The sequence below is a fragment of the Rhizobium sp. CB3090 genome, from assembly GCF_029714285.1.
GTDB lineage: Bacteria > Pseudomonadota > Alphaproteobacteria > Rhizobiales > Rhizobiaceae > Rhizobium.
Genome location: NZ_CP121662.1, coordinates 2498278 through 2522918, shown reverse-complemented (window position 1 = coordinate 2522918; position 24641 = coordinate 2498278). Strand labels below are relative to the sequence as shown.

The window sequence follows — 24641 nt, the reverse complement described above, 5'->3', positions numbered from 1 at the left end:
CACGTTAACGCCGCAGAGGGCAAAGGTACAAGTAAATTTAGCCAATGTGTCCGGAGCGCGATCATTGCTGAAAAGGGCTCACGTTACCTTGCGCTGGGGCACAAGATCATAAAAGACTTTGAGCCGTCATTCAAAGGGAGGCAATGGTGGGCAGCTTCGCGAAAATTCTGGAAAGGGCGGAAAAACGCAAGGGCGGCGCTGAGGCGCTGAAGGCGCTCATGCCGAAAGCGCCCGATCACGATGCGTTGCGCGCCATGCCGGACGACAGGTTGCTATCGGAAATGACGCGCTATGTCTTCTATGCCGGCTTCGTGCGCAATGTCATCGATTCCAAATGGCCGGGGTTCGAAGCGGCCTTCTCCGGTTTCGACCCGGTTTTCCTCAATCTCGCACCCGATGACTACTGGCATGATCTGACCTCGGATACGCGTGTCGTGCGCAATGGCGCCAAGATCATGTCCGTGCGGGCCAATGCGCATTTCATTCGCCAGCTTGCCGAGGAGCATGGCAGCGCCGGACGGTTCTTCGCCGATTGGCCGGTGGAGGATCATATCGGCCTGCTCGCCGTTCTCGACAAGCGCGCCAACCGGCTCGGCGGCATGAGCGGCCAATATTTCCTGCGCGCCATCGGCCGCGACAGTTTCGTCATGAGCCATGACGTGCTCGTCTGCCTGCGCCTTTCTGGCCTGCCGATTTCCGAGACGAAGCCGACCAAAAAAGATCTCCGTCTGATCCAGGATCAGTTCAATGCCTGGGGCACTGAGACGGGCCTGCCGCAAACCTATCTCTCGCGCATTTGTGCCTTCTCTGTGGGCGTGCCGGGAGAGGAAGAAGAGCTCTGATTGATTTGACCGGTCGAATGATATTGGATCGTCTATCAGAATAGGGAGAGACTTTCATGTCGACCGACAACAGGCCTTTGGCCATCAGCGCGCCTGAGCCGCGCTCGCTCGAGCTTATCTTCAGCAAGGATGCGCTGGCACTCCTCCATTCGAAATACCGGATCGTCGAAGCTGATCCGGAGAATATTGCCGGGCTTGGAGACGATGTGCTCGGCGAGGCGCGCTATATCATTGGCCAGCCGCCGCTATCGAAGGATACGCTCGACCGCATGCCACGCCTGCGCTGTGTCCTGAATGTCGAAAGCAATCTCATCAACAACATGCCCTATGACATCCTGTTCGAACGAGGCATTCATGTCGTCACCACCGGACAGGTCTTCGCCGAGCCGGTGGCGGAGATCGGGCTGGGGTTTGCGCTGAGCCTGGCACGCGGAATCGTCGATGCCGACCTTGATTTTCGCGAGGGAAGGGAGCTTTGGGGCGGAGACGGCAATGCGAAGGCTCGGCTGATCTCCGGCAGCGATATCGGCATCATCGGCTTCGGCGATCTCGGTAAGGCGCTGAACCGGGTGCTGTCGGGCTTTCGCGCGACGATCCGGGTGTTCGACCCCTGGATGCCGCCTTCGATCCTCAGGGAGCATGGCGTCCAGCCGGCCGGTCTTGATGAGGTGCTGTCGGGCAGCGATTTCGTTTTCGTCGTCGCCTCCGTCACCAGTGAGAACAAGGGCTTCCTTGACGCCGAGGCTTTTGCGCGCATGCGCAAAGGGGCAGCCTTCATCCTGCTCAGCCGCGCCGATGTCGTGGATTTCGAAGCGCTGATGGCTGCGGTCGCCTCCGGCCGTATCGTTGCGGCGAGCGACGTCTATCCAGAGGAACCGCTTGGCAAGGATCATCCGGTGCGCGGCCTCAAAGGCTTCATCCGCTCGGCGCATCGCGCCGGTGCGCTCGACAGCGCCTTCAAGAAAATGGGTGACATGGTGCTGGAAGACATGGACCTGATGGACCGCGGCCTGCCGCCGATGCGCTGCAAGCGGGCGGAGCGCGAAACAGTGTCGCGGATGCGCTCGAAGCCGGTCACCAGGAACTGATTTCGCGGCTTGCGACGCCATCGAATCGACCGATGAGTTTAGCGATGATCGAGCCTGGCGACGAGGCGATCGCCGAGCCATTGCATACCGCAGACCAGGATGATCAAGACGATGACGACCGCGATCATTACGTCGGTTTCAAAGCGCTGGTAGCCATAACGGATCGCGAGGTCGCCGAGGCCGCCGCCGCCAATGGTGCCGGCCATCGCTGATGCGCCGATCAGGGTCACCAGCGTCACGGTAAAGCCCGCAACGATGCCGGGCAGCGCCTCCGGCACCAGCACCTCGCGAATGATGGTCCAGCGATTGCCGCCCATGGCCCGCACGGCGTCGATCAGGCCGCGGTCGACCTCGCGCAGCGAGACTTCGGCGATGCGGGCATAATAGGGGATCGCCGCGATGGTGAGCGGCACGATCGCGGCGGTGGTGCCCAGCGCGGTGCCGACGATCAGCCGTGTCAGTGGGATCAAGGCGATCAATAGGATGATGAAGGGCACGGCGCGAAAGCCGTTCACCAGCGCCGCGAGAATGCGGTTGATGGTGAGCTGCTCGGCAATGCCGTCGCGGCTAGTGATGACCAGGGCGAGGCCAAGCGGCAGGCCTATGACGAGCGAGATCAGGCCGGATGCGCAGGTCATCCAGATCGTTTCCCAGAAGGAACGCCAGAGCAGGCCGAGGATGATGTCAGTTGTCATAGCCTAAAACCTCCACCCGGGCAGACCGGGCCGTCAGAAAATCGGTCACCTGTGCCGGAAGTGCTGCATCGCGTGTCGGTACAGCGATGAAGAAGCGGGCGATCGGCTCGTTCTGGATGTGATCGATGCCGCCATGCACCAGGCGGAAGGAATGCGGCAGCGCCGCCGAAAGCTCGGCGAAAAGCGCGCCTTGCGCGGCCGGGCCTGCGAGATCGACGCTCAGTATCGCTTCGACACCCGAGGTCTGCGACAGGCGCTCGGCAATATGCTCGGGAAGTTGCGGGCGGATGGTGCTGAGCAGGCTTGCGGTGATCTCGGCCTGCGGATTGGCGAAGATCTGCCAGACTGGGCCTTCTTCGACGATCTTGCCGGCATCGATGACGGCGATACGATCGGCAATCGAGCGCACCACTTCCATCTCATGGGTGATGAGCAGGATCGTCAGGCCGAGCTTGCGGTTGATATCCTTCAGCAGCGTAAGGATCGATCGTGTCGTCTCGGGATCGAGCGCCGAGGTCGCTTCGTCCGAGAGGAGAAGAGCGGGGCGGGCGGCCAGCGCCCGGGCGATGCCGACACGCTGCTTCTGGCCGCCTGACAAGGCAGATGGATAGGCCTTCGCCTTGTCGGCGAGACCAACGAGTTCGAGCAGCTCGCGGGCACGCGCAAGCCGCTCCGCCTTGGCAACACCTTCGATCTTCAGCGGCAGGGCGACATTGTCTTCGACCGTCTTTGCCGAAAGCAGATTGAAATGCTGGAAGATCATGCCGATGCGGCGGCGCAGCGGCTGCAACTCGTTTTCCGACAGGCGGGTGATATCACGTCCTTCGATATGGATTTCGCCGCTATCGGCACGTTCCAGCCCATTCAGGCAGCGGATCAGCGTCGATTTGCCTGCGCCGCTGCGGCCGATGATGCCGACGATCTCGCCGCGGCGGGCGGTCAACGAAATGCCGTCGAGCGCGGGGTTCGTGCCGAAACGGCGGTGGACATCGACCAGGCGGACGATCTCGTCCGGCACACCGGGCGGCGCATGTCCTTTGATGGCGGTGGCCGGAATGAAGGAATTCATGGTGGTTCTTTCTTGACGGTGGGTAACCCCTTCTCCCCAGCGGGGAGAAGGTGGCCCGAAGGGTCGGATGAGGGGGTGTCTCCACGCGGGAAAGCTGCTTTCGCTCACGCTCAAGGCGCTCGGAACGTTGTTCCGAGCGCCCCTCATACGCCCTGGCGGGCACCTTCTCCCCGAGGGGGGAAGGGTTCAGCGCTGCCCCCGGCGCTGAATTGGTGTTAGTAGGCGCTCAGGCCCGTGCCCTTATAGACCTTGTCGAACTCGGCCTTGACCGTATCGTTCTGATAGGAAGCGACTAGCGTCTTCACCCAGGCTTCGTTCTCGCTGCCCTGCTTGACGGCGATGAAATTACGGTAGGGATTGCCGTCGATCGGCTCCTGCGCAATGCGGTCCTTCGGCGAAAGACCGCCTTTCAGCGCCCAGTCGGTGTTGACGACAGCAGCGTCGAGATCGTCGATCGAGCGGCCGACGATGCCGGCATCGAGTTCCTTGATCTCGACATTCTTCGGGTTCTCGACGATGTCGGCGGTGGTGGCGAGAATGCCTGTACCATCCTTGAGCTTTATGACGCCTTGGTTCTGCAGCACGCGCAGAGCGCGGCCTTCGTTGGACGGGTCGTTCGGCACACCAATGACCGCGCCCTTCGGCAGATCGGCAACGGTCTTGTATTTTGTGGTGTAGAGGCCGATCGGCCAGACGCCGGTATAGCCGACGCGGACGATATGGTAGCCGTGCTGCCTGATCTGGTTGTCGAGATAAGGCTGGTGCTGGAAGGCATTGGCGTCGACTTCACCGCGCTCCAACGCTTCGTTCGGCTGGGTGTAGTCGTTGAAGGCCACGGTTTCGATCTTCAGGCCCTTCTTGGCGGCTTCCGCGGTGACCACCCGCCAGACGTCTTCGTCTTCGCCACTCATAATGCCGACCTTGATTGTCTTGTCGGCGGCAAAAGAGGGGGCGGCTGCCGTCAAGCCGAAGACGGCGACAGCGGAGGCGATGAGGGCTGCAAGGCCGGTCCGGCGCGAGAATTGCTGCGCAGCGAGACCTTCAGAAGACTTTTTCGTCATGGGAAATCCTGTCCATGTGATTGAGACGCTATTGTCTCATTGACCGCATGGATCATCTCAGACGGTTGTGGTTCACGCGAAGCAGGATCATTTGTTGTGCGCCGCACTTCTGAAAAACTCTTTTTGACGCACGACTGATCGGGAACTAATTTTCTATAGAGATAGTCGATTTTTGTGCAATGCAGATTCCATGTGCATCGAAATTGTGCACATCAGCGGTGGATCGGGTCTTTCCAGAGCACTTCTTCGGGCTTTTCCACCGGTTCGATATCGAGATTAACGACGACGGGTTCCTGACCGGAGCGCACGAGGACGCATTCCAGCGTTTCATCGCGGCTGGCATTGATCTCCTGATGCGGCACGAAAGGCGGCACGTAGATGAAGTCGCCGGGGCCTGCTTCGGCGACGAATTCCAGGTTCTCGCCCCAGCGCATCCGCGCCTTGCCCTTGACGACATAGATGATGCTCTCGAGATCGCCATGATGATGCGCGCCCGTCTTGGCGTTCGCGTGGATCGTCACCGTTCCGGCCCAGATCTTCTCGGCGCCCGCGCGGGCATGATTGATGGCGGTTGCCCGGTTCATGCCCGGCGTCTGCGCTGTGTTCGGATCGAGCGCATTGCCGGGGATGATTTTGACACCATGCTCGCGCCAATCGACTGGCTCGTGGTGCTCGCCATAATCGTGTTCATGATCGTTGCTCATGGCTGTCCTTTCGCTGCCGGGGAAGGGATTCGCGTTTCTTCCAGAGATCGATGTCCCATCAGACTACGGCGAAACCATTCAAAAATATAGGGAATCGCAGAAAGTTTCGAAAGAGGCTTTTCAAGCCGGGATTAATCTATAGACTCGATCAAGTTAAATGACCGGTGGGAACATCTCGTGTTGTCCTGCGTTGCGCCGGTCCGAAAATGGTTTGCCGCGCCGATTGTCCGATCAAATGCGTTCGGGGCGCGCCAGATTCAGAAGCAGCGCGTAGGCCTCTCTGCGAGAGACCGGATAGTTTTTTCAATTATGCGCCGGACTTCCACTTGAAAGGAGACAGACATGAGCAATGCCTTGCCGCCCCTTCATGAGGGTCATGCCCCCATTACTTTGCAACAGCTCTTCCGGGAAGCGCTTTATGCTTTCGAGGAATGGGACGCAGAAGTCACTGAACCGATCGTTATGTTCGAAGGGAAGGTCGTTCCCGTCAGCGTCGTTTTCGAAGCCATGCGCGAATGCACCGACATCGTGCCTAACAACATCGTTTCGGCGGTGACGGAACGATTGACCAAGCCCTGGGAGGGTGAAGGCCCTCTCGACACGATGACCTTTTCGACCGCAGCCCGGGTGATGGGCGTTCTCGTCCGCAAACGTCTCCTGGTTCTCAACAACGGTGTCGATGTCGCCGCCGTCGTTGCCGAGACCCAGGCAGCGGAAAAATCAGACCGGTAAGAAACAGCGGATGATTGATCAAGGAACCCGTCGGCTCACGCTGGCGGGTTCTTTCGTTCGGTATCAACGATTGTTGACGTCGAATTCCGGATCGACGGGGATCTGCATCGCCGTCGCCAAATGGTTCGTCTGTCCGGCCAGGCCGATGACAGCCAGCAATTCGCCATGCTGCGCATCCGTCATCCCTTTTGCCCTGGCGGCGGCGGTGTGGGAGTGAACGCAATAGGTACAGCCATTGGCGGTGGATACGGCGATATAGATCATCTCGCGCACCAGCGGATCGAGCGCGCCATCCGCCATCATCACTGCCTTAAGACCTTCCCATGTTCGTTTCAAAAGTGCCGGATCATTAGCGAGGCCGCGCCAGAAATTATTGACGAAATCGGATTTTCTGACGGCGCGGATATCATCGAAAATGGCCTTCACCGCCGGGATGGCCTCGACCTCCGCATCACCGAGCAATTTGACTGTCGTCATCTCAAAATCTCCTTCCAACAATCCGATTTGGTGCGAAAGCTATAGCGCATTTTCGCGCGGTCTTCGCTGAAGGATCGCATGACCAGAGCCCCTCTTTTCATTTGCAAAATTCATGCATATGTGAAAATACTATTCACATAAGAAAAGTGAGCCCGGGACGCATGGGATTCGGCAGGCGGAAAATCTGCCGAAGCGGAGATGCGTCGCCTGCCGGATCGATGCAAGGGAAGCAGAAATAGTCATGGTGGTGGAGAAGGAATTGCCGCTGGCCGGCCTGGTGGTCGTGGATATGAGCCAGTTCCTGTCCGGCCCCTATTGCACTTTAAGGCTGATGGATCTCGGCGCCCGGGTCATCAAGATCGAGCGGCCGGAGAGCGGCGATCTCTCGCGGCGGCTTTATCTCAGCGATAGCGAGAGCGGCGATTCGACCATTTTTCACGCGATCAATCGTTCGAAGGAAAGCCTGGCGATCGACCTCAAGAGCGAGCGCGACATGCAAGCCCTGCGCAAGCTGATCTCCAACGCCGATGTTCTGGTGCAGAATTTCCGGCCTGGGGTGATCGAGCGGCTTGGGTTGGCTTATGAAGCGGCGCAGATGATCAATCCACGCCTCGTCTATTGCTCAATCAGCGGCTATGGCGACGAGGGCCCCTGGGTGTCGCGCCCCGGGCAGGATCTGTTGGCGCAATCGCGCTCCGGCGTGATGTGGCTGAATGGCGACGAGGGGCAGGGGCCGGTGCCGTTCGGCCTGGCGATCGGCGATATGCTGGCAGGTGCGGCGGCGGCCCAGGGCATACTGGCGGCGCTGGTGCGCCGCGGCGTCACCGGCAAAGGCAGTCTGGTCGAAACGAGCCTGCTGGAGGCACTGGTCGATCTGCAGGTGGAGGTGCTGACCGTCCACATGAACAACGGCAACAAGCTGCCGCAGCGCTCCGGCTTCCGCAGTGCCCATGCCTATCTCTCCGCGCCCTACGGCGTTTATCCGGCCACCGACGGTTATCTCGCCATTGCAATGGCGCCGATTTCGAAGCTTGCCGACCTGCTTGGCATGGAGGAACTCGCACCCTACCGCGACGATCCGAAAAGCTGGTTTACGGCGCGCGATGACATCAAGGCGCTGATCTCGGCGCGGATTGCCACCCGTACCGTGGATGAATGGCTGGCAATATTGGAGCCGGCTGATATCTGGTGTGCCAAGGTGCTGAACTGGCCGGAACTGTTGCAGAGCGAGGGATTTGGTATGCTCGATATGCTGCAGACGGTCGGCCGCGACGACGGCATTTCCGTGCGTACCACGCGCTCGCCGGTTCGTATCGATGGGCAGCGGCCAAAATTCGAACGTGCAGCCCCGCATGTCGGCGAGCATAATGCGGCGATCTGGGAAGAGTTCGACCTCGGGTGAGTGTCGGAGAGATCGCCCGACAGAATTAGCCCGACAGAATTAGAAGGAGTTTTCCCATGACGCGCATTACCAACCTTCGCGTATTCGACCTGCGCTTTCCGACCTCGCTGAGCCTTGACGGCTCAGATGCGATGAATCCCGATCCGGATTATTCCGCTGCCTACGTTATTATGGATACAGATAAACCGGGTCTCGAAGGCCATGGCCTGACCTTTACCATCGGTCGCGGCAATGACATCTGCTGCATGGCGATCGAGGCGATGCGGCATCTCGTCGTGGGTACCGAGCTTGAGACCGTGCTGGAAAATCCGGGCACATATTGGCGGCATCTTACCAGCGACAGTCAGCTTCGCTGGATCGGCCCGGAGAAGGGCGCGATGCATCTCGCCACCGGCGCCGTCGTCAACGCCGTCTGGGACCTGCTCGCCAAGGAAGCCGGCAAGCCGGTCTGGCGGCTGGTGGCGGAGATGGATGCGGAGCGCATTGCCGATATCGCCGACTACCGCTATCTGACTGACGTTTTGACCCGCGATGAGGCGCTCGCCATCCTCAAGAAGGCGGAAGTCGGCAAAGCGGAGCGCATTGCCACCCTCGAGCGCGAAGGCTATGCCTGCTACACGACGTCTGCCGGCTGGCTCGGCTATGACGATGCCAAGCTGCGCCGTCTATGCCAGGAGGCGATCGATGCCGGCTTCGATCATGTGAAGATGAAGGTCGGCCGCGATCTGGAAGACGATATCCGCCGTCTCACCATTGCCCGCGAAGTAATTGGTCCCGATCGCTATCTGATGATCGATGCCAATCAGGTTTGGGAAGTCGGTCAGGCCATCGATTGGGTACAGAAGCTTGCCTTCGCGAAACCATTCTTCATCGAGGAGCCGACCAACCCCGATGATATTGCCGGCCATCGCAAGATTCGCCAGGCAATCGGCCCGATCAAGGTCGCGACCGGCGAGATGTGCCACAACCGCATCATGTTCAAGCAGTTCATCGCCGAAGGTGCGATCGACATTGTGCAGATCGATTCCTGCCGCATGGGCGGGCTGAACGAAGTCTTGTCGGTGCTGCTCGTTGCCGCAAAATATGGTTTGCCCGTCTGGCCTCATGCCGGCGGCGTCGGGCTTTGCGAATATGTGCAGCACTTGTCGATGATCGACTATATCGCCGTCTCCGGCACCAAGGACGGCCGCGTGATCGAATATGTCGACCATCTGCACGAACATTTCGTCGACCCCTGCGTGATCCGCGACGCCGCCTATATGCCGCCAAACCTGCCAGGCTTCTCGATCGAGATGAAACCGGAGTCGATCGCGCAATATACGTTCAAGGGCGTGCTGGGATGATGGCGAAAGCCTGTTGCAACAACACCTTCGCCCCAACGGGGAGAGGGTGTTTTACTTCAACCACGCCTGAATAACCCGCACGTCCTCATCGTCAAGCTCATGACCAGCGGAGACTGTCGCAACCTCGACCTTTGCGCCGCCGTCCCGCAGCCGGCCGGCGAGGGGCTGCGCATATGGGCCGTACATATCTTTCTCGCCTGCGATAACAAGCACATCGGCGTCCGACATGTCCGCCGGCGGCGGATCGGCGAGCACGGCCATGGAGCGCAGCAGCACGGCGCGGCGGATAAGATGCGGGTGTAGCGACAGCATGGCGTTCAGCAGATTGGCGCCGTTCGAATAGCCGATATAGACGATGCGGTCCGGATCGAGGCCATAGGCATGGATCGCGCCATCGATGAAGGCCGCAAAGGCTTCCGCTTCGCTGACGATATCGGCTTGATCGAAGGACATGGGTCCGGTCCGGCGGAACCAGCGTGGCGCGCCCTCCTCGAGCGCGCGGCCGCGCACGCTGAGCAATGTCGCATCGGCGTCGATCTTGTGGGCGATCGGCAACATCGTCGTTTCGTTGGCGCCGGAGCCGTGTAGCAGAATGAAGATATTGCCATTCGGCTGCTCGGGCGTGAAGAAGCGATGGATAAAGGGCAGATCGCGATAGATGACGCGCGGCTCGCCGGGCATGGAGAACTGCGGCAGGATCACATTCAGCTCGGCCAAAAGCTTCGGGCTGTCGTCCGGGGCGAAGAGGCGCGTACCAAGGGTTGCCTCGTCCTCATCGATCAACATACCAGGCGCATCCGTTGCGAGTTCGAACAGGATGCGGCCGGGCTCGCGAACGTAGAGCGAGCGGAAATATTTACGATCATGCATCGCCGTCGGCCATGAGTTGATCGCCTGCAGGGCGGTACGAACCGACTGCAATTCGGCATCATCATTGGCGCGAAAGGCGACATGATCGACGGTGCCGGTCCCCGGCGCGCTTGCCCAGAAGCCGCGCGCGTCACGGATGTCAAGGATATCGCCAGGCGCCGATACCAGCCGGCTGATCGCTCCGCTGGTTGCTTGCGGCCGGTAGTCGAAGTGGTCGACCAGCATCGCCTGCGTTTCCTCAGGCGTTTCGCTGAACAACGTCGCGCCGCGGATTCGGTTGATGGCGTGCTCCTGCGGAATGGAATCGCTCGTCCACGGAGCCGTTGTCTGCAGAACATTGGTTCCGACCAATTTGACGATGACGCCATCCGGATCTTTCAACCTCAGGACCGGTTCGCCGAATTCCTCCGAGGGGCCTTCCGGTTTCAGCCCGGCGCTCAAGGCGCGTGTCAGCCAGAAACCGATGCTCATGGGGGCGATGGCGAGCGAGATTTCGCCCACCTGACCGACGCCGGCGCGACCGGGAGAGCCGTCCTCCCAAACAAGGAAGGTCACCAGCGATCCGGGCGAGCCGACTGCATCGCCATAGAGCAGATGCAACTGCGTTACGTCCTCGAAGCCGCCGGTGCGTTTGACCAGCCGCAGGCCGAGAAAACCGGCATAAAAATCGACATTCGCCTGCACCTTACGGGTGATGAGCGTGATGTGGTGGATGCCGGCGACCATGATGATGCTCCAGGATGGATTGCGCAATTGGCCGCTATTTAGGGCGGAAGCTTCCGCCAGTTCAATGCGCTGTCCGTGAAGGCTGTGTTCACAGAAAACGCAACGTCAGCCGCTGAAACACGGCACTGATGACCAAGCCTGCCCTATTCCGGTGCCTTGGCTGTCTTTCGCTTGGTCTTCGTCTTCGGCTCCGGTGGGGGCTGCAGTGCCTCCTTCTCAAGACGCAGTTCGCGCAGGCGCGCCGTTTTGCGTTCGCGGTTCATCTGTTCGCTGGCGAGAATTTCCTTGACGGTAGAGTCGAGCTGGCTGGACTTCGCCAGCGATGCCTCTTTCTTGGATCCGAACAGATTGTCTTTATTGGGCGCCATCTTGGACTCCATGGTTTGTGTCGGCGTTGGCGTTTCCTGTGGGATTCGAGCGGGTAATCATCCGCTCCCACTGGGAGGGAAGTCCCATCCTGCATCGGATGGCATCCGTATTGCTAGCGTTAATTCCGGCGCTCCCCGGAAATACGGCGGAACTGCCTCACCGAAACGGGATATAAAAGAGAAGCGCCGGTTATTTCTATCTATATAAGATCGCGCAAAAAACTCGGAACAGCTAAAAAAAGGACTATCCGAATTCGATCCTCATTGATCGATAATTTTATGTCACACGAGCCGCATTATGCGAAATATCCAGTCATTTTCGATATTTCTCATGTTTCTCCTTGTGACACATCCAGCCATCCACTATAAGCTGTGCATCGATATTGGTGAATGAACTTTGCATCGCCGCACTCTGCGCGACATTGACGAACTTCCCTCTCAAAATCGGTCTACTGCACTAGGCGCTTGCCTGGATGCGATCCTTGTACGAGTGATTGAAAGGTCATGTTATGAGCACAGGTACTGTAAAGTGGTTCAATGCTACCAAGGGCTTTGGTTTCATTCAGCCTGATGACGGCGCGACGGATGTCTTCGTGCACATTTCGGCGGTTGAACGGGCTGGAATGAGCACGCTGCGCGACGGCCAGAAGATTTCCTACGAGCTTGTCAAGGACAAGCGTTCGGGCAAGATGTCGGCTGACCAGCTTGAATCCCTGTAAGGCATTTGTTTCCGGTCTTTGACCACGGATGTACTGGCATCGATCGTTGAGGCAATGAAGGAAGAGGTCGGGTTAGCCCGGCCTTTTTTGCATTTTGCTTGAAGAATTCAGTGCTCCCCGAGGGCATCCTCGGGCAACTTCTTGCGGTGGCCGCTGATCTCCGAGCCGGCGGTGCGCGAAAAGCTGGCGTTCCAGATCACCGCGAGCAGCGCAATGGCCGTGACGACGATGAAGGCGACGGAGAAGTCGATCATCTCGGCTTTCGCATGGTCGCGGAGCTGCATCGAGCCGTGCAGGGCGAGAGCGGCGACGCAGATGCCGAGCGAGAGCATCAGTTGCTGGAAGGTCGAATAAAAGCTGGTCGCGATGCTCATGCGGTCACGTTCGATCTCGTCATAAGCGATCGTGTTATAGGCCGTGAACTGGAACGACATGAAGAAGCCGCAGAAGAACAGGATCACGAAGATGACCGGCAACGGCCAATTCGGCTGGAAGATGGCGCACATTCCGTAGCCGAGCGTGCCAATAAGCCCGAAGATAATGAGCGCGGTGCGGAAGCCGAGCGTCCGAAGAATGTGTACCTGCAGGGGCTTCATGGCCATGGAGCCGAGTGCGGTCGCAATGGCGATCTGGCCGGCCGTAGCGGCCGAAAGGCCGAAGCCGAGCTGCAGCATCAGCGGGATAAGGAAGGGATGGGCGCCCTGGCTGATGCGCGTCAGCGAGCCGGCGATGACCGAGGTGCGGAAGGTCGGCACCTTCATCAGCGAGAAATCCATGATCGGCGAGGGATGCTTGCGGGCATGTCGCAGATAGGCGATGCCGAACAGCAGGCCGATGGAAATCAGGAAGACGGCCAGATAGCCTTCGCCTTCGCGGCTCGACATTTCGAAACCGAAGAGCAGCGAGCCGAGCGAGACGCCGGATAGGACGAAGCCGGAAAGGTCGAAGCGGCCATTGCGTGGCCCTTTCACCTCTTCGATGAACATCGACACCAGCACGAAGCCGATAATGCCGATCGGCACGTTGATATAGAAGATCCAGCGCCAGTCGAGATAGGTGACGAACATGCCGCCGACGGGCGGGCCGAGGATGGGGCCGACGAGCGCCGGGATCAGCAGCCAGGACATGGCGTTGACCATGTCCTTGCGGGCGACGCTGCGCATCAGCACAAGACGGCCGACGGGCAGCATCATCGCACCGCCGAGGCCCTGCAGCAGCCGCGCGATCACGAGGAAGAACAGGTTCGGTGCCTGTGCGCACAGAAGCGAGCCGACAACGAAAACTGCGATGGCGGATCGGAAGACAGTGCGCGATCCAAAGCGGTCTGCGATGGCGCCGCTTGCTGGAATGAAGATCGCGAGGCTGAGAAGGTATGACGTCAGCGAGATACTCATCGCCGGCGCGCTGACGCCGAAGTCTCTTGCCATGGTCGGCAGCGCTGTGGCGAGCACGGTCGCATCAAGCTGCTCCATGAACATGGCGCTTGCTACGATCAGCGCGATTACACGAAAATTAGGGGCGGTCCGCCGGGTTGGTGCGGCCTGGAAAATCTGGTCCGACATTGTCGGGGATCGCTCTCGATGGCGCGGTGGGGTCCAAGGACAGAACCGCGAGTCTGGTGACGACGCAAAGGCCGATTGGAACGAAGGCTGATATACGCCCGCTCGGGCGAGATGACTATATCCGAATTTGCAAATCTTATTGATCGAAATGGAAAAAACGACGCAGGCGGGCAGGAATGTCACAGCCGATGAATGCCCGATGAACAGAGACCGGAACCGCGCACCGAGGTGATCGAAAAGCGTCAGTTCCGGCTGGATCGACGTCGAACCGGCTGGTGTCAATGAGCACGTCATTGCCACCACACCTTATGAGGCCGAGCTGGCGAGCTTACGAAGATCGCCTGAAGCTCAATATCCCTCGGCAAGACCGGAACCGGCACGGCTGTCCATCGCGCCGTTGTAGCGGGCTCCGCCACCCTCGGCGATTTGACCGAGGCTCTTGCCGCCGACGAGAATGCCGGCGGCCTGACCCCAGACCGGCCAATCGCCGCCGACCTGGACATTGTAGCCCATGCCGCTCAGCAGCTTGATCGTATCGGGAGACAGCGTGTAAGGCTCGGTATAGACCTTATCCGGCAGCCATTGATGATGGACACGCGGCGCGTCGATTGCCTGCTGAATATCCATGCCGAAATCGATGACGTTGACGATCGCTTCGAGGGTGATGGTGATGATGCGCGCCCCGCCGGGGCTGCCGATCACCATGAAGGGTTTGCCGTCCTTGGCGACGATCGTCGGGCTCATCGAGGAGAGCGGCGTCTTCTTCGGCTGGATGGCGTTGGCCTCGCCCTGCACCAGACCGTAAAGATTGGGTACGCCAGGCTTGGAGGTGAAGTCGTCCATCTCATTGTTGAGCAGGATGCCGGTGCCGGGCGCGACCACGCCGGCACCGAAGGAGCCGTTCAGCGTGTAGGTGACGGCAACCGCATTGCCGTCATTGTCGATGATCGAATAATGCGTGGTCTCCGTGCTCTCGCCGAGGCCTTTCGGCATCAGATCCTTGGAGACGCCTGCGCGATAGGGATCGATGCTGTCGCGGATCTTCTTCGCGTAGTTCTTGTCCAGCAGCTTGCTGACGGGATTGTTGACGAAATCGGGATCGCCCAGCGCGGAATTGCGGTCGACATAGGCGTGGCGCATGGCCTCGACCATGAGATGCACGGTCTCAGCCGAGCCGTAGCCGGTATAGGAAAGGGGATAGCCCTCCAGTACATTGAGGATCTCGCAGATGATTACACCGCCGGAAGAGGGTGGCGGCGAGGAGATGATCTCATAGCCGCGGTAATTGCATTTCACCGGATCGAGTTCGCGGACCTTATATTGTTCGAAATCCTCCCTCGCTAGGATGCCGCTCTTGTCGTGGCTGGCCTTGACGATCGCATCGGCGGCCGGCCCCTTGTAGAAACCATCCGGGCCTTGTTCCGAAATGCGCGACAGGACCGCGGCGAGATCGGGCTGGACCAGGCGATCGCCGCTGGAGAAGGGGGCGCCGTTCGGCTTCGTGAAGATCGCCGCCGTCGCCGGATCGCGCGACAGCCATTTCTTGCCTTCGTTCAGCTCGGCGGCGTCGGCCTGGTTCAGCGTGAAGCCCTCCTTGGCGTAGCGGATTGCCGGCGCCATCAGCTCCTGTCGGGTTTTGGTACCGTATTTCTCGCGGGCAGTCTCGAAGCCCATGACGGAGCCGGGCACGCCAACGGCGAGATAGCCATCCGTGCTCGCGCCTTTGACGACATTGCCTTTGTCGTCGAGATACATGGTCTTGGTCGAGGCAAGCGGCGCGCGCTCGCGGAAATCGAGGAAGGCGGTCTTGCCGTCCTTCGTTCGGATGGTCATGAAGCCGCCGCCGCCAATATTGCCCGCGGTCGGATAGACCACGGCCAAGGCATAACCGACCGCAACCGCGGCATCCACGGCATTGCCACCGCTCTTCAGCACGTCGACGCCGACATTGGTCGCCAGATGCTGGGCAGTCACCACCATTCCATGCTCGGCTTCGACCGGCTGTGGCGCTGCGGCTTGGACGATGGTGATGGAAAAGAGCCCGAAGGCACAGATAGTCGCTAACGATATCGCACGCTGGCGGAAATGGCGCATGATGGTCCCTCCCTAAGTCAAGTTTCAGGTAAGGCAGCCTAGCGTTGTGTCTAGGGCTGAAGAATAATTTCTGCTGCCGAATTCCGCTGGCGACCGCGGCAGCCATATGACCGGAATCCGGATCGGATAGAAGAAGACACCGCCTCTCCAAGATCGACGAGACAGTCATCCCGTCGATTGGGGATTAATTCCCAGGTATTAGCGGAAATCACGCAACCGATCTTTCGTATTAGCATCCCTTAAAATGTCGGGGATAAATGCCTGCGCGCACTCGCAATATTTCTTTCATAAGAGCAGTCTACTTTAGGTAAGGGACTTGTCGAGGCGGGGAGTATCGCATGGGGGTATTGATGGCCGTCACGAAGCTTGAGCAGTGGAAGAACGAGCGCAACAGCAAACCCAAGGCGTTCGTCATTGCCCAAAAGACGCATGTTGTCGAAATTGAGTGCATGCATTGCCATCGCCACTTCTTCCGGTGGTCGTCGACAGCGCCGGCCTATTGGCGCTGCGAGGACTGTTCCGTCAATCAGTGAGGCGTTGCGGTCCTGACGATCAAAGGATCAGGATTGCCCTGATATCATTGACGTTGGTGCCGGTCGGACCGGGGACGAAGAGGTCACCGATCGCGTTGAAGGCCGACCAGGCGTCATTGTTTCTCAGCATCTCGGCAGGGACAAGCCCGGCCTTGCGCAGCCGCGCCACCGTGCTTGCATCCGCAAAAGCGCCGGCATTGTCTTCGCTGCCGTCGATGCCGTCGGTGTCTGCAGCCATTGCATGAATGCTGGCATGACCGTCGATGTCGATTGCCAGCGACAGCAGGAATTCGGAGTTTCGGCCGCCCTTGCCCTTGCCTGTCAGCGTCACCGTCGTCTCACCACCCGACAGCAACACGATCGGCTTGGCGAAGGGCCGGTTGCGATGAAGGATCTCGCGGGCGAGGGCGGCATGCATGTGCGCTGCCTCGCGCGCTTCGCCTTCGATCGCATCGGACAGGATCGCTGCCTCGACGCCGGCTTCGCGCGCCACCTCGGCCGCGGCTTCCAGCGAGACGCCCGCCGATGCGATGACATGCACCTCGTTGCCGGCAAGGCGCGGATCCCCAGGACGCGGCGCATCGGCTTCCGGTCTTTCTATATGTGCAAGGACGGAGGCGGGCAGCTCGATACGGTAGAGACGGATGAGGTCGAGCGCTTCGGTACGCGTGCCCGCACCGGGAACGGTCGGTCCGGAGGCGACAAGAGCCGGATCGTCGCCCGGAATGTCGGAAACGACCAGCGAGACGACCTTTGCCGGATAGGCGGCTGCGGCGAGACGGCCGCCCTTGATGGTCGACAGATGTTTGCGAATGACGTTCATCGCCGAGATCGGCGCGCCGGAGGCAAGCAGCGCCTTGTTGACGGCGATCTCGTCGGCAAGGGTAAGGCGACCCGCCGGGGAGGGCAGCAGCGCCGAACCGCCGCCGGAGATCAGCGCGATCACCAGGTCATCCTCGGTCAATCCCTCGACCAGCTTCAACAGCCGCCCGGAGGCGACGAGGCCTGCCTCATCCGGGACAGGATGGGCGGCTTCGATGATTTCGATGTGCTGGCAGGGGGCGGCGAAGCCGTAGCGTGTCACCACCAGCCCTTCCAGCGGACCATCCCAGCATTGCTCCAGGGCGGCTGCCATCTGTGCCGATCCCTTGCCGGCGCCGATGACGATCGTGCGCCCTTTCGGCTTTGCCGGCAGATGGGCGCGGATGCCGGTCATGGGATCGGCGGCGCGGACGGCTGCGTCGAAAAGGGAGGTAAGAAAGGCGCGGGGATCGGAAACGGTCATGTCGAAATCTACCTGTCTGCGATGAGCTCATAAGCATTTGGTGGCTCAACTGGCGCGAACACGCAAGAGCAGGTCACGCCCGATTGTGTCGGGTAAGCGGAATCCCTATGTTTCAGGGAGCAGTTTCAACGATTTTATCCGAGGGATTTCGAGATGGCCGAATTGAAGGTGAAGACGAGACAGACGGGCGCGACAGCGACGGTCGGCCGCACCGGCCTTCCGCATGTGACGTCGGTGATGGGTGGCGAGATCGATATCGTCACCTCGCCGTCACAGCCGGGCTTCAATCCGCTCGACCTGCTTTATTCCTCACTGGCTGCCTGTCTCGTGCTCAGCGCCCGCATGGCTGCAAGCAGCCTTGGCGTGTTGGACAAACTGACGGAAGTGACTGCCGTCGTGACCGGCGAAAAGGCGGCGGAAGGGCTGTCGCGCGTGGAAAAATTCAACATCGCTTTCACCATCAAAGGCGATTTCAGCGACGAGATCCGCAATGCCATCGCGCATGCAGCCGAGGATGAGATCTGCACGGTCAGCAACACGATCCGGGGGAATCCGAGGTTTGCGACGCTGATTTCGGGGTGAGGCGATAACACCTTCTCCCCTCGGGGAGAAGGTCGCGCGGAACGCGCGGGTTGAGGGGGCGTTGCACCGTAAGGCTGCCCTTCGCTTGCCGCTCAGGGCGCCCCTCATCCGCCCTCCTGGCCTGTCGAAGGGCGGACACCTTCTCCCCGCTGGGGAGAAGGAGTGGCCGGCAATTCAAATCCCTCCAGATATGGCCCAAGCTCCGGATCGATATCCACCTTGACCACATTGTTGTAGACCGCCGTTGCAATCATGATACCGGCGAAAGCGACGAGATTGGCGAGCGTCGGTTCGTCATAGCGTGCCTTCAACCGGTCCCACAACTCTTCCGGCACGGCGTTGGAATCCCTGACGATGGCCTTGCCGAAATCGATCAACAATGCCTCGTCTTCAGTGGGTACGAGCGTTTCCGGCGTCAGTCCTGCATTGATCAGTGCACGTCTGAAGAAACCGATCGGGATGATCGAGCGGCTTTCCAGTGAGATGGCATGACAGAAAAGCCAGACCGCGCGGTCGTCGAGCGCCGGGCGCAGTTCTTCGCGCAGTGTGAACCATTCGGCGTAGATGCGGTGTGCCACCGGTGAATGCAGCAGTGTTCGCTTCATATTGGTCATGCGGCCGCGTAGCTGTACTTCGCGGTCGTGTTCCGTGCGGACGGCTTCGGAAGCGGTGTCGTAATCGATTGGCGTGATATGGCTCATCGGCTGTCGTCTCTCATTGCGCGGCTTCGGAGGCCCGTGTGAAGAAGCGGTTTGCCGAGAGCAGCGTGAAGGGCTCGAAGGACGTTTCGGTATGGCTGCGCTTTAGCGCTCCGACGGGCATGTTCAGCACCGCGAGATGATCGGCCATGAAGAGGGTATCGAATTTCGCCTGTTCCAGCGCCTGCGCAAAACTTTTGATGTGCTTGAAATTGAAATTCGCGTCCGGATAGGCGCCGGGATAGCGCCATGCGCCGGTGTGCAGGCTGACAGGGCGCATGAACGCCCCAAGCTTCAGTTGCTTCTGTTCAGTCATGGGTCTATCCCTCTCGAACATCGCTGGTTCATGGCGACACGCGCGGGTAGGCGCTAGCGAAAATGTCTCTCTCGACGTAGGAGCCTTGTCGGCGCATTCAAAGAGCCGATTTCATTTATTTGATCGGTCCGATGGAATATTCATCCAGCGCCGCTTTCACGAGCCGGTCGATCATTTGTTTTTGGGTGGACTATTTTGCGTTGTGCAACATTCCAAGCCTGCCTATTTGGTATTAAAGCGAATCCTTTCAGGGTCGGGAGATATCCATGAACGACAAGGACATTGGCGAAATCGCCTCCTGGCTCATGCAGAGCGGCCTCAAGGGCATGGGAGAGGCCGATCTGTTGGCAGGGTTCTGCGAGGCATGCCGAGAACGCGGGCTGAACGTCGATCGCGCCATGGCGCTGATGGATACGCTGCATCCCGTCTATGAGGGCCGCGCCTTCCGCTGGGACGGCAACCAGGTGGTCGAACGCGAGTTCGAATATGGTCCGACGCAGCAGGGAATCGCCGCCGAGAACTGGCTGCGTTCCTCCTTCTATCATTTGCTGACGACCGGCGGGAACGAGGTGCGTCGCCGCATCGGCTTCGGCGATCCGATCGATTTCTTCGGGCTCGATACGCTGAAGACCGACGGTCACACCGATTACCTCGCCATGGTGCACCGGTTCGAGGAAGGCGGCACCATCGGCGAGATGGATTGTTTCTATTCTCATTTCGCCACCACCGCCGGAGCGGGTTTCATCGACGAGGAACTGCGCGTGCTGCGCAAGCTCACGCCGGCCTTAGCACTGGCGATCAAATGCACCGCCATGGGGCGCATCGCCCGCACCATCGCGGAGGTGTATCTGGGGGAGGATGCCGCCCGGCATGTTCTCGAAGGCAAGATCACGCGCGGCAAGGCAGAGCGCATCTCGGCGGCGCTGTGGTTCTCCGACCTCGCCAACTATACCCGCATTTCGGACACGGCAGAGCCTGATGAAATCATTCCGATGCTGAATGCTTACGCCGACGCGGTGATTTCCTCGATCCACGAGGCCGGCGGCAATGTGTTGAAGCTGATCGGCGACGGCACGTTGGCGATCTTCAAGGCGCGCGATGCGGGTGATGCCTGTGCTGCGGCGCTGATGGCGGAATCGCTGCTGCGCCAGCGGTTGCGCGATCTCAATTCCCAACGGCAGATCGAGGGCAGGCCGGTGACGGACGTCTATCTCGGCCTGCATATCGGTGATGTCTTCTACGGCAATATCGGCAGCATGGACAGGCTGGATTTCACCGTCATCGGCCCGGCCGTCAACGAGGTCAGCCGCATTGCCTCCATGTGCCGTTCGGCCGACCGCAATATCCTGATGTCGTCGAATTTCGTCTCTGCGCTGGCGTCCAGCCAGAGCAACGATCTCGTCTCGGTCGGTCGCTACGCGCTGCGCGGCGTCAACCGGCCGCAGGAGCTGTTCACGCTGCTGTCTTCGGCGGCGTGACGGTTTTCACCGGCGCCCAGCCGCGAACATCGGACCGCCCTTGTGCGGCGGAAAACCATAGCCGTTGATCATCACCAGATCGATATCGCCGGCGCGAGCGGCGATGCCCTCGGCCAAGAGCGCATCGCCCTCATCGGCCATGGCCTTCAGCAGCCGAATGACGATCTCGTCTGCGGTAAAGCTCTTCGGCACAATGCCTTTTTCGGCGCGTGCGGCTTCGATCAGCGCCGTGACTTCTGGGTCCACCGTGCGCTTGCCATCCGGATAGGCATACCAGCCGCGCCCGGCCTTCTGACCGAAGCGGCCGGCTTCGCAGAGGCGATCGGCGATGGCGACGTAGCGGGCGGCGGGATAGCGCGTTGCCGCCTGGCGTTTGCGCCGCGCCCAGGCGATCTCGAGGCCCGCCATGTCGTAGACGGCGAAGAGCCCCATCGGAAAACCATAGGCCTCCAGCGCGGCATCGATCTCATGCGGTAGGGCGCCGTCCTCGACCATGAATTCGGCCTCACGGCGATAGGCGGAAAAAATGCGATTGCCGATGAAGCCCTCGGTGACGCCGCAGACGATAGGTAGTTTTCCGAGGCGCTTGGCCAAGGCGAGGACGCTCGCCAGCACATCCGGCGCGGTCTTTTCGCAATTCACGACTTCCAGCAGCCGCATGATATTGGCAGGCGAGAAAAAGTGCAGACCGACGACTCGCTCGGGATGAGCGGTTGCGGCGGCGATGGCATTTGGATCGAGGTAGCTGGTGTTGGTCGCAAGGATGGCCTCAGTGCGGACGATACTGTCGAGGTGTTGGAACAGTTCGGTCTTGACGGTCAGATCATCGAAGACGGCTTCGATGACGAGATCGGCTTGCGCAAGCTCCTGAGCATCGGCGGCGACCCTCAGCCGGTTCAGGCGATCCTCCCGTCCTGCTGCATCGATGCGACCTGATTGCACGGCTTTGTCGAGGATGCCGGTAATGCGCTCTCGGCCCTTGTCGCCCGCTTCCTGGGTCTGCTCGATGCCGGTGACGCGATAGCCGGCGTTCAATGCAGCCACTGCAATGCCGGAGCCCATCAGGCCGGTGCCGACGATTCCGACGGTTTCGATCTTGCGCGGGGCGACTTTTTCCAGGCCATCGACCTTGCCGGCGGAGCGCTCCGCGAAGAAGACGTGGCGCATGGCTGCGGCCTCTTGGCTGTCGCGGAGCTCGATGAAGGTGCGGCGTTCCTCGGTAAGTCCTTCGTCTAGCGATGTCGTTGCAGCAAGGCGAACAAGTCGGACGGCTTCGGCGGGCGCGTGCTGATCACGGGCCTTGCGAAGAGCTTCCGCGGCTGCTTTGTCGATGGTTTCCTCAGACTCTATCGGGATCGGCAATTTGCCGGTGCGTCGCAAGGGAAGATCGACTGCGCTCTTGGCGGCGGTAACGGCTGCATCGATCAGCGAGCGTTCGAACAGTGTATCAATGATACCGAGTTTGTGTGCTTCACTGGCCGAGACAACGCGTCCATTGGCGATAAGTTCGATGGCGGCGGCCGTACCGATCAGGCGCGGCAGGCGTTGTGTGCCGCCGGCGCCGGGAACGATGCCGAGTTTGACCTCCGGCAGGCCGATTTTCGCGGAGGGAGCGGCATAGCGCTTATGGCAGGCAAGCGCCACTTCTAGGCCGCCGCCGAGCGCGGCACCGTTCATGGCAGCAAGGACGGGTTTGGAGAAATCTTCGATGTGGGCAATAACTTGCGGCAGCAGCGGTCCGACAGGCGGCTTGCCGAATTCCTTGATGTCGGCGCCGCCGATGAAGGTGTTGCCAGCCCCCATCAATATGACGGCAACGACCGCGCTGTCCTTTTCCGCGTAATCTAGCGCCGCCATCAGACCGGCACGGACATTGGCCGAGAGCGCATTGACGGGTGGATTGTCGATGGTGACAACAAGAACGCCACCGGTCAGCGTCGCCGAAATAGTGTCCGAAAAGCGCAATGCCGACATGGTTGGCCTATCCTATTCTGGGCCGTCCTATTCCGGAATGACCGCGGTCGCCTGGATCTCGATCTTGGCGCGGTCCTCGACGAGGGCGACGACCTGTACGGCGGCCATGGCCGGGAAATGCCGGCCGATGATCTCGCGGTAAACCTGGCCTATGCCTTTGAGATTGGCGAGATATTCGCTCTTGTTGGTGAAATACCAGGTCATCGAAGTGATATGCTTTGGTTCGGCGCCGCCTTCGGCGAGGATGTCGACGACATTCCTCAGCGTCTGGCGCACCTGCTCGACGAAATCGTCGCTTTCGAATTGGCAGGCGGCGTTCCAGCCGACCTGACCGCCGACGAACACCATGCGACCGGTCGCCGCCATGCCGTTGGCATATCCGATCGGCTTGGCCCAGCCTTCAGGTTGCAGGATGGTGTGCATCGGTCATCTCCAGATGAGGGGTCAGTGCGGCGCGGATATCGTCCGGCCACGCAAGCGATTGATGGGTGTCGAGAAAGGTGCAAACGACGCGCTGCCAAGCAGTCCACAGGACCTGGCCGTTCGCCGAGACCTGATATTCCAGATCCAGCGAGGAGCGGCCGATGCCGCGCACCGCCACCACGAAATCAAGTTCATTGCCCTGAAAGCCGGGTCGAACGAATGTCACGTCGAGGCGCACGGTCGGCGCACCAATGCGGCGGTCGTCGATCAGTGTCTTCCAGGGGAAGCCGAGATGGGCGAAATAATCCTCCAGCACCCCGACGAGGATGTTCAGATACGACGGAAAATAGGCGATCCCCGAGGGATCGCAGTCTCCGAAGCGCAGGGGTCTGGTGGTTTTGAACGCCAAGGCCGGCCTCAGTTCGCAAAAGCGGCGATGCCGGTGATGGCGCGGCCGAGGATGAGGGCGTGAATATCGTGGGTGCCTTCGTAGGTGTTGACGACTTCGAGGTTGACGAGATGGCGGGCGATGCCGAACTCGTCCGAAATGCCGTTGCCGCCGAGCATGTCGCGAGCCGCGCGGGCAATATCGAGCGCCTTGCCGCAGCTATTGCGCTTCAGGATCGAGGTGAGCTCCACCGGCGGATGGCCGTCTTCTTTCAAACGACCAAGGCGCAGGCAGCCCTGCAGGCCGAGGGTAATCTCGGTCACCATGTCGGCAAGCTTCTTCTGGATGAGCTGGTTGGCGGCGAGCGGCCGGCCGAACTGCTTGCGGTCGAGCACATATTGCCGCGCCTTGGCATAGCAATCCTCAGCGGCACCCAATGCACCCCAGGCAATGCCGAAGCGGGCGGAGTTCAGGCAGGTGAAAGGCCCCTTGAGACCCGATACGTTCGGCATCAGGTTTTCTTCCGGCACGAAGACGTCGTCCATGACGACTTCGCCGGTGATAGAGGCGCGCAGGCCCACTTTGCCATGGATGGCGGGAGCTGACAGGCCCTTCCAGCCCTTTTCCAGAATGAAGCCTCGGATAACGCCGTCTTCGGTCTTGGCCCAGATGATGAAAACATCGGCGATGGGGGCATTGGAAATCCACGTCTTGGCGCCGGTCAGGCTGTAGCCGCCATCGACCTTCTTGGCGCGGGTCACCATCGAGCCGGGATCGGAGCCGTGGTTCGGTTCGGTGAGGCCGAAGCAGCCGATCCACTCGCCGGTGGCAAGCTTCGGCAGATACTTCTGTTTCTGCGCCTCGGAGCCGAAGGCATTGATCGGCACCATGACGAGCGAAGACTGCACGCTCATCATTGAGCGATAGCCGCTGTCGACGCGCTCGACCTCACGTGCGATCAGGCCATAGGCGACATAACCGAGGCCGGCGCCGCCATACTCCGGCGCGATCGTCGGACCGAGCAGGCCGAGTTCGCCCATCTCACGGAAGATCGACGGGTCGGTCTTCTCATGGCGGAAGGCTTCGAGCACACGGGGCGCCAATTTCTCCTGCGCGTAGGAATGTGCTGTGTCCAGCACCATGCGCTCGTCATCGCTCAACTGCTCCGTCAGGCGGAACGGATCGGCCCAGTCGAAAATTTCGCGGCTCATC

24 protein-coding genes and 1 pseudogene are annotated in these 24641 nt (G+C 60.3%); 9 read left to right on the top strand and 16 right to left on the bottom strand.

Annotation, left to right across the window (positions count from 1 at the left end):
* Positions 1 to 146: 146 nt before the first annotated feature.
* Together QA646_RS12220 and QA646_RS12215 are read left to right on the top strand one after the other, a co-directional pair.
* Positions 147 to 842: a DNA-3-methyladenine glycosylase I gene (locus tag QA646_RS12220; protein ID WP_283055721.1), complete on the top strand. Its 696-nt coding sequence runs from the start codon at positions 147 to 149 to the stop codon at positions 840 to 842.
* Positions 843 to 898: 56 nt separating this feature from the next.
* Positions 899 to 1930 carry a hydroxyacid dehydrogenase gene (locus tag QA646_RS12215; protein ID WP_283055720.1) on the top strand — a complete coding sequence of 344 codons (1032 nt, stop codon included), beginning with the start codon at positions 899 to 901 and terminating at the stop codon, positions 1928 to 1930.
* A gap of 38 nt (positions 1931 to 1968) precedes the next feature.
* Here QA646_RS12215 and QA646_RS12210 read toward each other — a convergent pair whose 3' ends face one another.
* From QA646_RS12210 to QA646_RS12195, 4 genes are all read right to left on the bottom strand, one after another.
* Positions 1969 to 2625, bottom strand: coding sequence for a methionine ABC transporter permease (locus QA646_RS12210; protein WP_283055719.1), 657 nt, complete (start codon positions 2623 to 2625; stop codon positions 1969 to 1971).
* Positions 2615 to 3694: a methionine ABC transporter ATP-binding protein gene (locus tag QA646_RS12205; RefSeq protein WP_283055718.1), complete on the bottom strand. Its 1080-nt coding sequence runs from the start codon at positions 3692 to 3694 to the stop codon at positions 2615 to 2617. The genes QA646_RS12210 and QA646_RS12205 overlap by 11 nt, the downstream gene beginning before the upstream one ends.
* Before the next feature lie 215 nt (positions 3695 to 3909).
* The gene (locus QA646_RS12200) at positions 3910 to 4755 is read right to left on the bottom strand and encodes a MetQ/NlpA family lipoprotein (RefSeq protein ID WP_283055717.1); all 846 of its coding nucleotides are present in this window, start codon (positions 4753 to 4755) and stop codon (positions 3910 to 3912) included.
* A 212-nt stretch (positions 4756 to 4967) separates the two neighbouring features.
* Entirely contained in the window at positions 4968 to 5459 is a 492-nt protein-coding gene (locus QA646_RS12195) for a cupin domain-containing protein (RefSeq protein ID WP_283055716.1), read from the bottom strand.
* Between the two features lie 342 nt (positions 5460 to 5801).
* Between QA646_RS12195 and QA646_RS12190 the strand changes: the two genes are divergently transcribed.
* Positions 5802 to 6191, top strand: a complete 390-nt coding sequence (locus QA646_RS12190) for a hypothetical protein (RefSeq protein ID WP_283055715.1) — start codon at positions 5802 to 5804, stop codon at positions 6189 to 6191.
* Between the two features lie 63 nt (positions 6192 to 6254).
* On the opposite strand, the gene QA646_RS12185 is transcribed toward QA646_RS12190, so the two are convergent.
* Positions 6255 to 6668 (bottom strand): carboxymuconolactone decarboxylase family protein, encoded by a 414-nt coding sequence (locus tag QA646_RS12185; RefSeq protein WP_283055714.1) that lies wholly within the window; start codon positions 6666 to 6668, stop codon positions 6255 to 6257.
* A 241-nt stretch (positions 6669 to 6909) separates the two neighbouring features.
* Between QA646_RS12185 and QA646_RS12180 the strand changes: the two genes are divergently transcribed.
* Entirely contained in the window at positions 6910 to 8070 is a 1161-nt protein-coding gene (locus QA646_RS12180; protein WP_283055713.1) for a CaiB/BaiF CoA-transferase family protein, read from the top strand.
* 56 nt (positions 8071 to 8126) lie between these two features.
* A complete protein-coding gene (locus QA646_RS12175) occupies positions 8127 to 9413 on the top strand; it encodes an L-fuconate dehydratase (RefSeq protein WP_283055712.1) in 1287 nt (428 codons plus the stop codon).
* A gap of 51 nt (positions 9414 to 9464) precedes the next feature.
* Here the strand turns inward: QA646_RS12175 and QA646_RS12170 are convergent, their stop codons facing one another.
* The gene (locus QA646_RS12170) at positions 9465 to 11009 is read right to left on the bottom strand and encodes an alpha/beta fold hydrolase (protein WP_283055711.1); all 1545 of its coding nucleotides are present in this window, start codon (positions 11007 to 11009) and stop codon (positions 9465 to 9467) included.
* A gap of 143 nt (positions 11010 to 11152) precedes the next feature.
* Positions 11153 to 11377 (bottom strand): hypothetical protein, encoded by a 225-nt coding sequence (locus tag QA646_RS12165; RefSeq protein WP_283055710.1) that lies wholly within the window; start codon positions 11375 to 11377, stop codon positions 11153 to 11155.
* 509 nt (positions 11378 to 11886) lie between these two features.
* On the opposite strand from QA646_RS12165, the gene QA646_RS12160 reads away from it, so the two are divergent.
* On the top strand, positions 11887 to 12096 hold the full coding sequence (locus QA646_RS12160; protein WP_104824108.1) for a cold-shock protein: 210 nt from the start codon (positions 11887 to 11889) through the stop codon (positions 12094 to 12096).
* A 107-nt stretch (positions 12097 to 12203) separates the two neighbouring features.
* Here the strand turns inward: QA646_RS12160 and QA646_RS12155 are convergent, their stop codons facing one another.
* Positions 12204 to 13658: an MFS transporter gene (locus QA646_RS12155; protein WP_283055709.1), complete on the bottom strand. Its 1455-nt coding sequence runs from the start codon at positions 13656 to 13658 to the stop codon at positions 12204 to 12206.
* Between the two features lie 348 nt (positions 13659 to 14006).
* Positions 14007 to 15752, bottom strand: coding sequence for a gamma-glutamyltransferase (gene ggt, locus QA646_RS12150; RefSeq protein ID WP_283055708.1), 1746 nt, complete (start codon positions 15750 to 15752; stop codon positions 14007 to 14009).
* A gap of 338 nt (positions 15753 to 16090) precedes the next feature.
* On the opposite strand from ggt, the gene QA646_RS12145 reads away from it, so the two are divergent.
* Positions 16091 to 16285 carry a hypothetical protein gene (locus QA646_RS12145; RefSeq protein WP_283055707.1) on the top strand — a complete coding sequence of 65 codons (195 nt, stop codon included), beginning with the start codon at positions 16091 to 16093 and terminating at the stop codon, positions 16283 to 16285.
* A gap of 19 nt (positions 16286 to 16304) precedes the next feature.
* Here the strand turns inward: QA646_RS12145 and QA646_RS12140 are convergent, their stop codons facing one another.
* Entirely contained in the window at positions 16305 to 17570 is a 1266-nt protein-coding gene (locus QA646_RS12140) for a glycerate kinase (RefSeq protein WP_283055706.1), read from the bottom strand.
* A gap of 153 nt (positions 17571 to 17723) precedes the next feature.
* On the opposite strand from QA646_RS12140, the gene QA646_RS12135 reads away from it, so the two are divergent.
* Positions 17724 to 18152: an OsmC family protein gene (locus tag QA646_RS12135; RefSeq protein ID WP_283055705.1), complete on the top strand. Its 429-nt coding sequence runs from the start codon at positions 17724 to 17726 to the stop codon at positions 18150 to 18152.
* Between the two features lie 104 nt (positions 18153 to 18256).
* Here QA646_RS12135 and QA646_RS12130 read toward each other — a convergent pair whose 3' ends face one another.
* Positions 18257 to 18853, bottom strand: coding sequence for a hypothetical protein (locus QA646_RS12130; RefSeq protein WP_283055704.1), 597 nt, complete (start codon positions 18851 to 18853; stop codon positions 18257 to 18259).
* Between the two features lie 52 nt (positions 18854 to 18905).
* Positions 18906 to 19166: pseudogene (locus QA646_RS12125) on the bottom strand (LLM class flavin-dependent oxidoreductase); the annotation flags it as partial.
* Positions 19167 to 19432: 266 nt separating this feature from the next.
* On the opposite strand from QA646_RS12125, the gene QA646_RS12120 reads away from it, so the two are divergent.
* A complete protein-coding gene (locus tag QA646_RS12120; protein WP_283055703.1) occupies positions 19433 to 20644 on the top strand; it encodes an adenylate/guanylate cyclase domain-containing protein in 1212 nt (403 codons plus the stop codon).
* 6 nt (positions 20645 to 20650) lie between these two features.
* Here QA646_RS12120 and QA646_RS12115 read toward each other — a convergent pair whose 3' ends face one another.
* Genes QA646_RS12115 through QA646_RS12100 form a run of 4 tightly spaced genes read right to left on the bottom strand, consistent with a single transcriptional unit; the run spans position 20651 to position 24640 of the window.
* The gene (locus QA646_RS12115) at positions 20651 to 22618 is read right to left on the bottom strand and encodes a 3-hydroxyacyl-CoA dehydrogenase NAD-binding domain-containing protein (protein WP_283055702.1); all 1968 of its coding nucleotides are present in this window, start codon (positions 22616 to 22618) and stop codon (positions 20651 to 20653) included.
* Between the two features lie 27 nt (positions 22619 to 22645).
* The gene (locus QA646_RS12110) at positions 22646 to 23041 is read right to left on the bottom strand and encodes a RidA family protein (RefSeq protein ID WP_283055701.1); all 396 of its coding nucleotides are present in this window, start codon (positions 23039 to 23041) and stop codon (positions 22646 to 22648) included.
* Positions 23019 to 23450, bottom strand: a complete 432-nt coding sequence (locus tag QA646_RS12105) for a thioesterase family protein (RefSeq protein ID WP_283055700.1) — start codon at positions 23448 to 23450, stop codon at positions 23019 to 23021. The genes QA646_RS12110 and QA646_RS12105 overlap by 23 nt, the downstream gene beginning before the upstream one ends.
* 8 nt (positions 23451 to 23458) lie before the next feature.
* On the bottom strand, positions 23459 to 24640 hold the full coding sequence (locus QA646_RS12100; protein ID WP_283055699.1) for an acyl-CoA dehydrogenase: 1182 nt from the start codon (positions 24638 to 24640) through the stop codon (positions 23459 to 23461).
* Position 24641: the final 1 nt, after the last annotated feature.

What these genes read in the sequence shown, in the direction of transcription:
- QA646_RS12200 (WP_283055717.1), bottom strand. Translation starts at nt 4,755, where the DNA reads ATGACGAAAAAGTCTTCTGAAGGTCTCGCTGCGCAGCAATTCTCGCGC.
- QA646_RS12115 (WP_283055702.1), bottom strand. Translation starts at nt 22,618, where the DNA reads ATGTCGGCATTGCGCTTTTCGGACACTATTTCGGCGACGCTGACCGGT.
- QA646_RS12145 (WP_283055707.1), top strand. Translation starts at nt 16,091, where the DNA reads ATGGGGGTATTGATGGCCGTCACGAAGCTTGAGCAGTGGAAGAACGAG.
- QA646_RS12155 (WP_283055709.1), bottom strand. Translation starts at nt 13,658, where the DNA reads ATGTCGGACCAGATTTTCCAGGCCGCACCAACCCGGCGGACCGCCCCT.
- QA646_RS12130 (WP_283055704.1), bottom strand. Translation starts at nt 18,853, where the DNA reads ATGAGCCATATCACGCCAATCGATTACGACACCGCTTCCGAAGCCGTC.
- QA646_RS12215 (WP_283055720.1), top strand. Translation starts at nt 899, where the DNA reads ATGTCGACCGACAACAGGCCTTTGGCCATCAGCGCGCCTGAGCCGCGC.
- QA646_RS12165 (WP_283055710.1), bottom strand. Translation starts at nt 11,377, where the DNA reads ATGGCGCCCAATAAAGACAATCTGTTCGGATCCAAGAAAGAGGCATCG.
- QA646_RS12190 (WP_283055715.1), top strand. Translation starts at nt 5,802, where the DNA reads ATGAGCAATGCCTTGCCGCCCCTTCATGAGGGTCATGCCCCCATTACT.
- QA646_RS12135 (WP_283055705.1), top strand. Translation starts at nt 17,724, where the DNA reads ATGGCCGAATTGAAGGTGAAGACGAGACAGACGGGCGCGACAGCGACG.
- QA646_RS12185 (WP_283055714.1), bottom strand. Translation starts at nt 6,668, where the DNA reads ATGACGACAGTCAAATTGCTCGGTGATGCGGAGGTCGAGGCCATCCCG.
- QA646_RS12175 (WP_283055712.1), top strand. Translation starts at nt 8,127, where the DNA reads ATGACGCGCATTACCAACCTTCGCGTATTCGACCTGCGCTTTCCGACC.
- QA646_RS12210 (WP_283055719.1), bottom strand. Translation starts at nt 2,625, where the DNA reads ATGACAACTGACATCATCCTCGGCCTGCTCTGGCGTTCCTTCTGGGAA.
- QA646_RS12100 (WP_283055699.1), bottom strand. Translation starts at nt 24,640, where the DNA reads ATGAGCCGCGAAATTTTCGACTGGGCCGATCCGTTCCGCCTGACGGAG.
- QA646_RS12160 (WP_104824108.1), top strand. Translation starts at nt 11,887, where the DNA reads ATGAGCACAGGTACTGTAAAGTGGTTCAATGCTACCAAGGGCTTTGGT.
- QA646_RS12195 (WP_283055716.1), bottom strand. Translation starts at nt 5,459, where the DNA reads ATGAGCAACGATCATGAACACGATTATGGCGAGCACCACGAGCCAGTC.
- QA646_RS12140 (WP_283055706.1), bottom strand. Translation starts at nt 17,570, where the DNA reads ATGACCGTTTCCGATCCCCGCGCCTTTCTTACCTCCCTTTTCGACGCA.
- QA646_RS12205 (WP_283055718.1), bottom strand. Translation starts at nt 3,694, where the DNA reads ATGAATTCCTTCATTCCGGCCACCGCCATCAAAGGACATGCGCCGCCC.
- QA646_RS12120 (WP_283055703.1), top strand. Translation starts at nt 19,433, where the DNA reads ATGAACGACAAGGACATTGGCGAAATCGCCTCCTGGCTCATGCAGAGC.
- QA646_RS12110 (WP_283055701.1), bottom strand. Translation starts at nt 23,041, where the DNA reads ATGCACACCATCCTGCAACCTGAAGGCTGGGCCAAGCCGATCGGATAT.
- ggt (WP_283055708.1), bottom strand. Translation starts at nt 15,752, where the DNA reads ATGCGCCATTTCCGCCAGCGTGCGATATCGTTAGCGACTATCTGTGCC.
- QA646_RS12170 (WP_283055711.1), bottom strand. Translation starts at nt 11,009, where the DNA reads ATGGTCGCCGGCATCCACCACATCACGCTCATCACCCGTAAGGTGCAG.
- QA646_RS12180 (WP_283055713.1), top strand. Translation starts at nt 6,910, where the DNA reads ATGGTGGTGGAGAAGGAATTGCCGCTGGCCGGCCTGGTGGTCGTGGAT.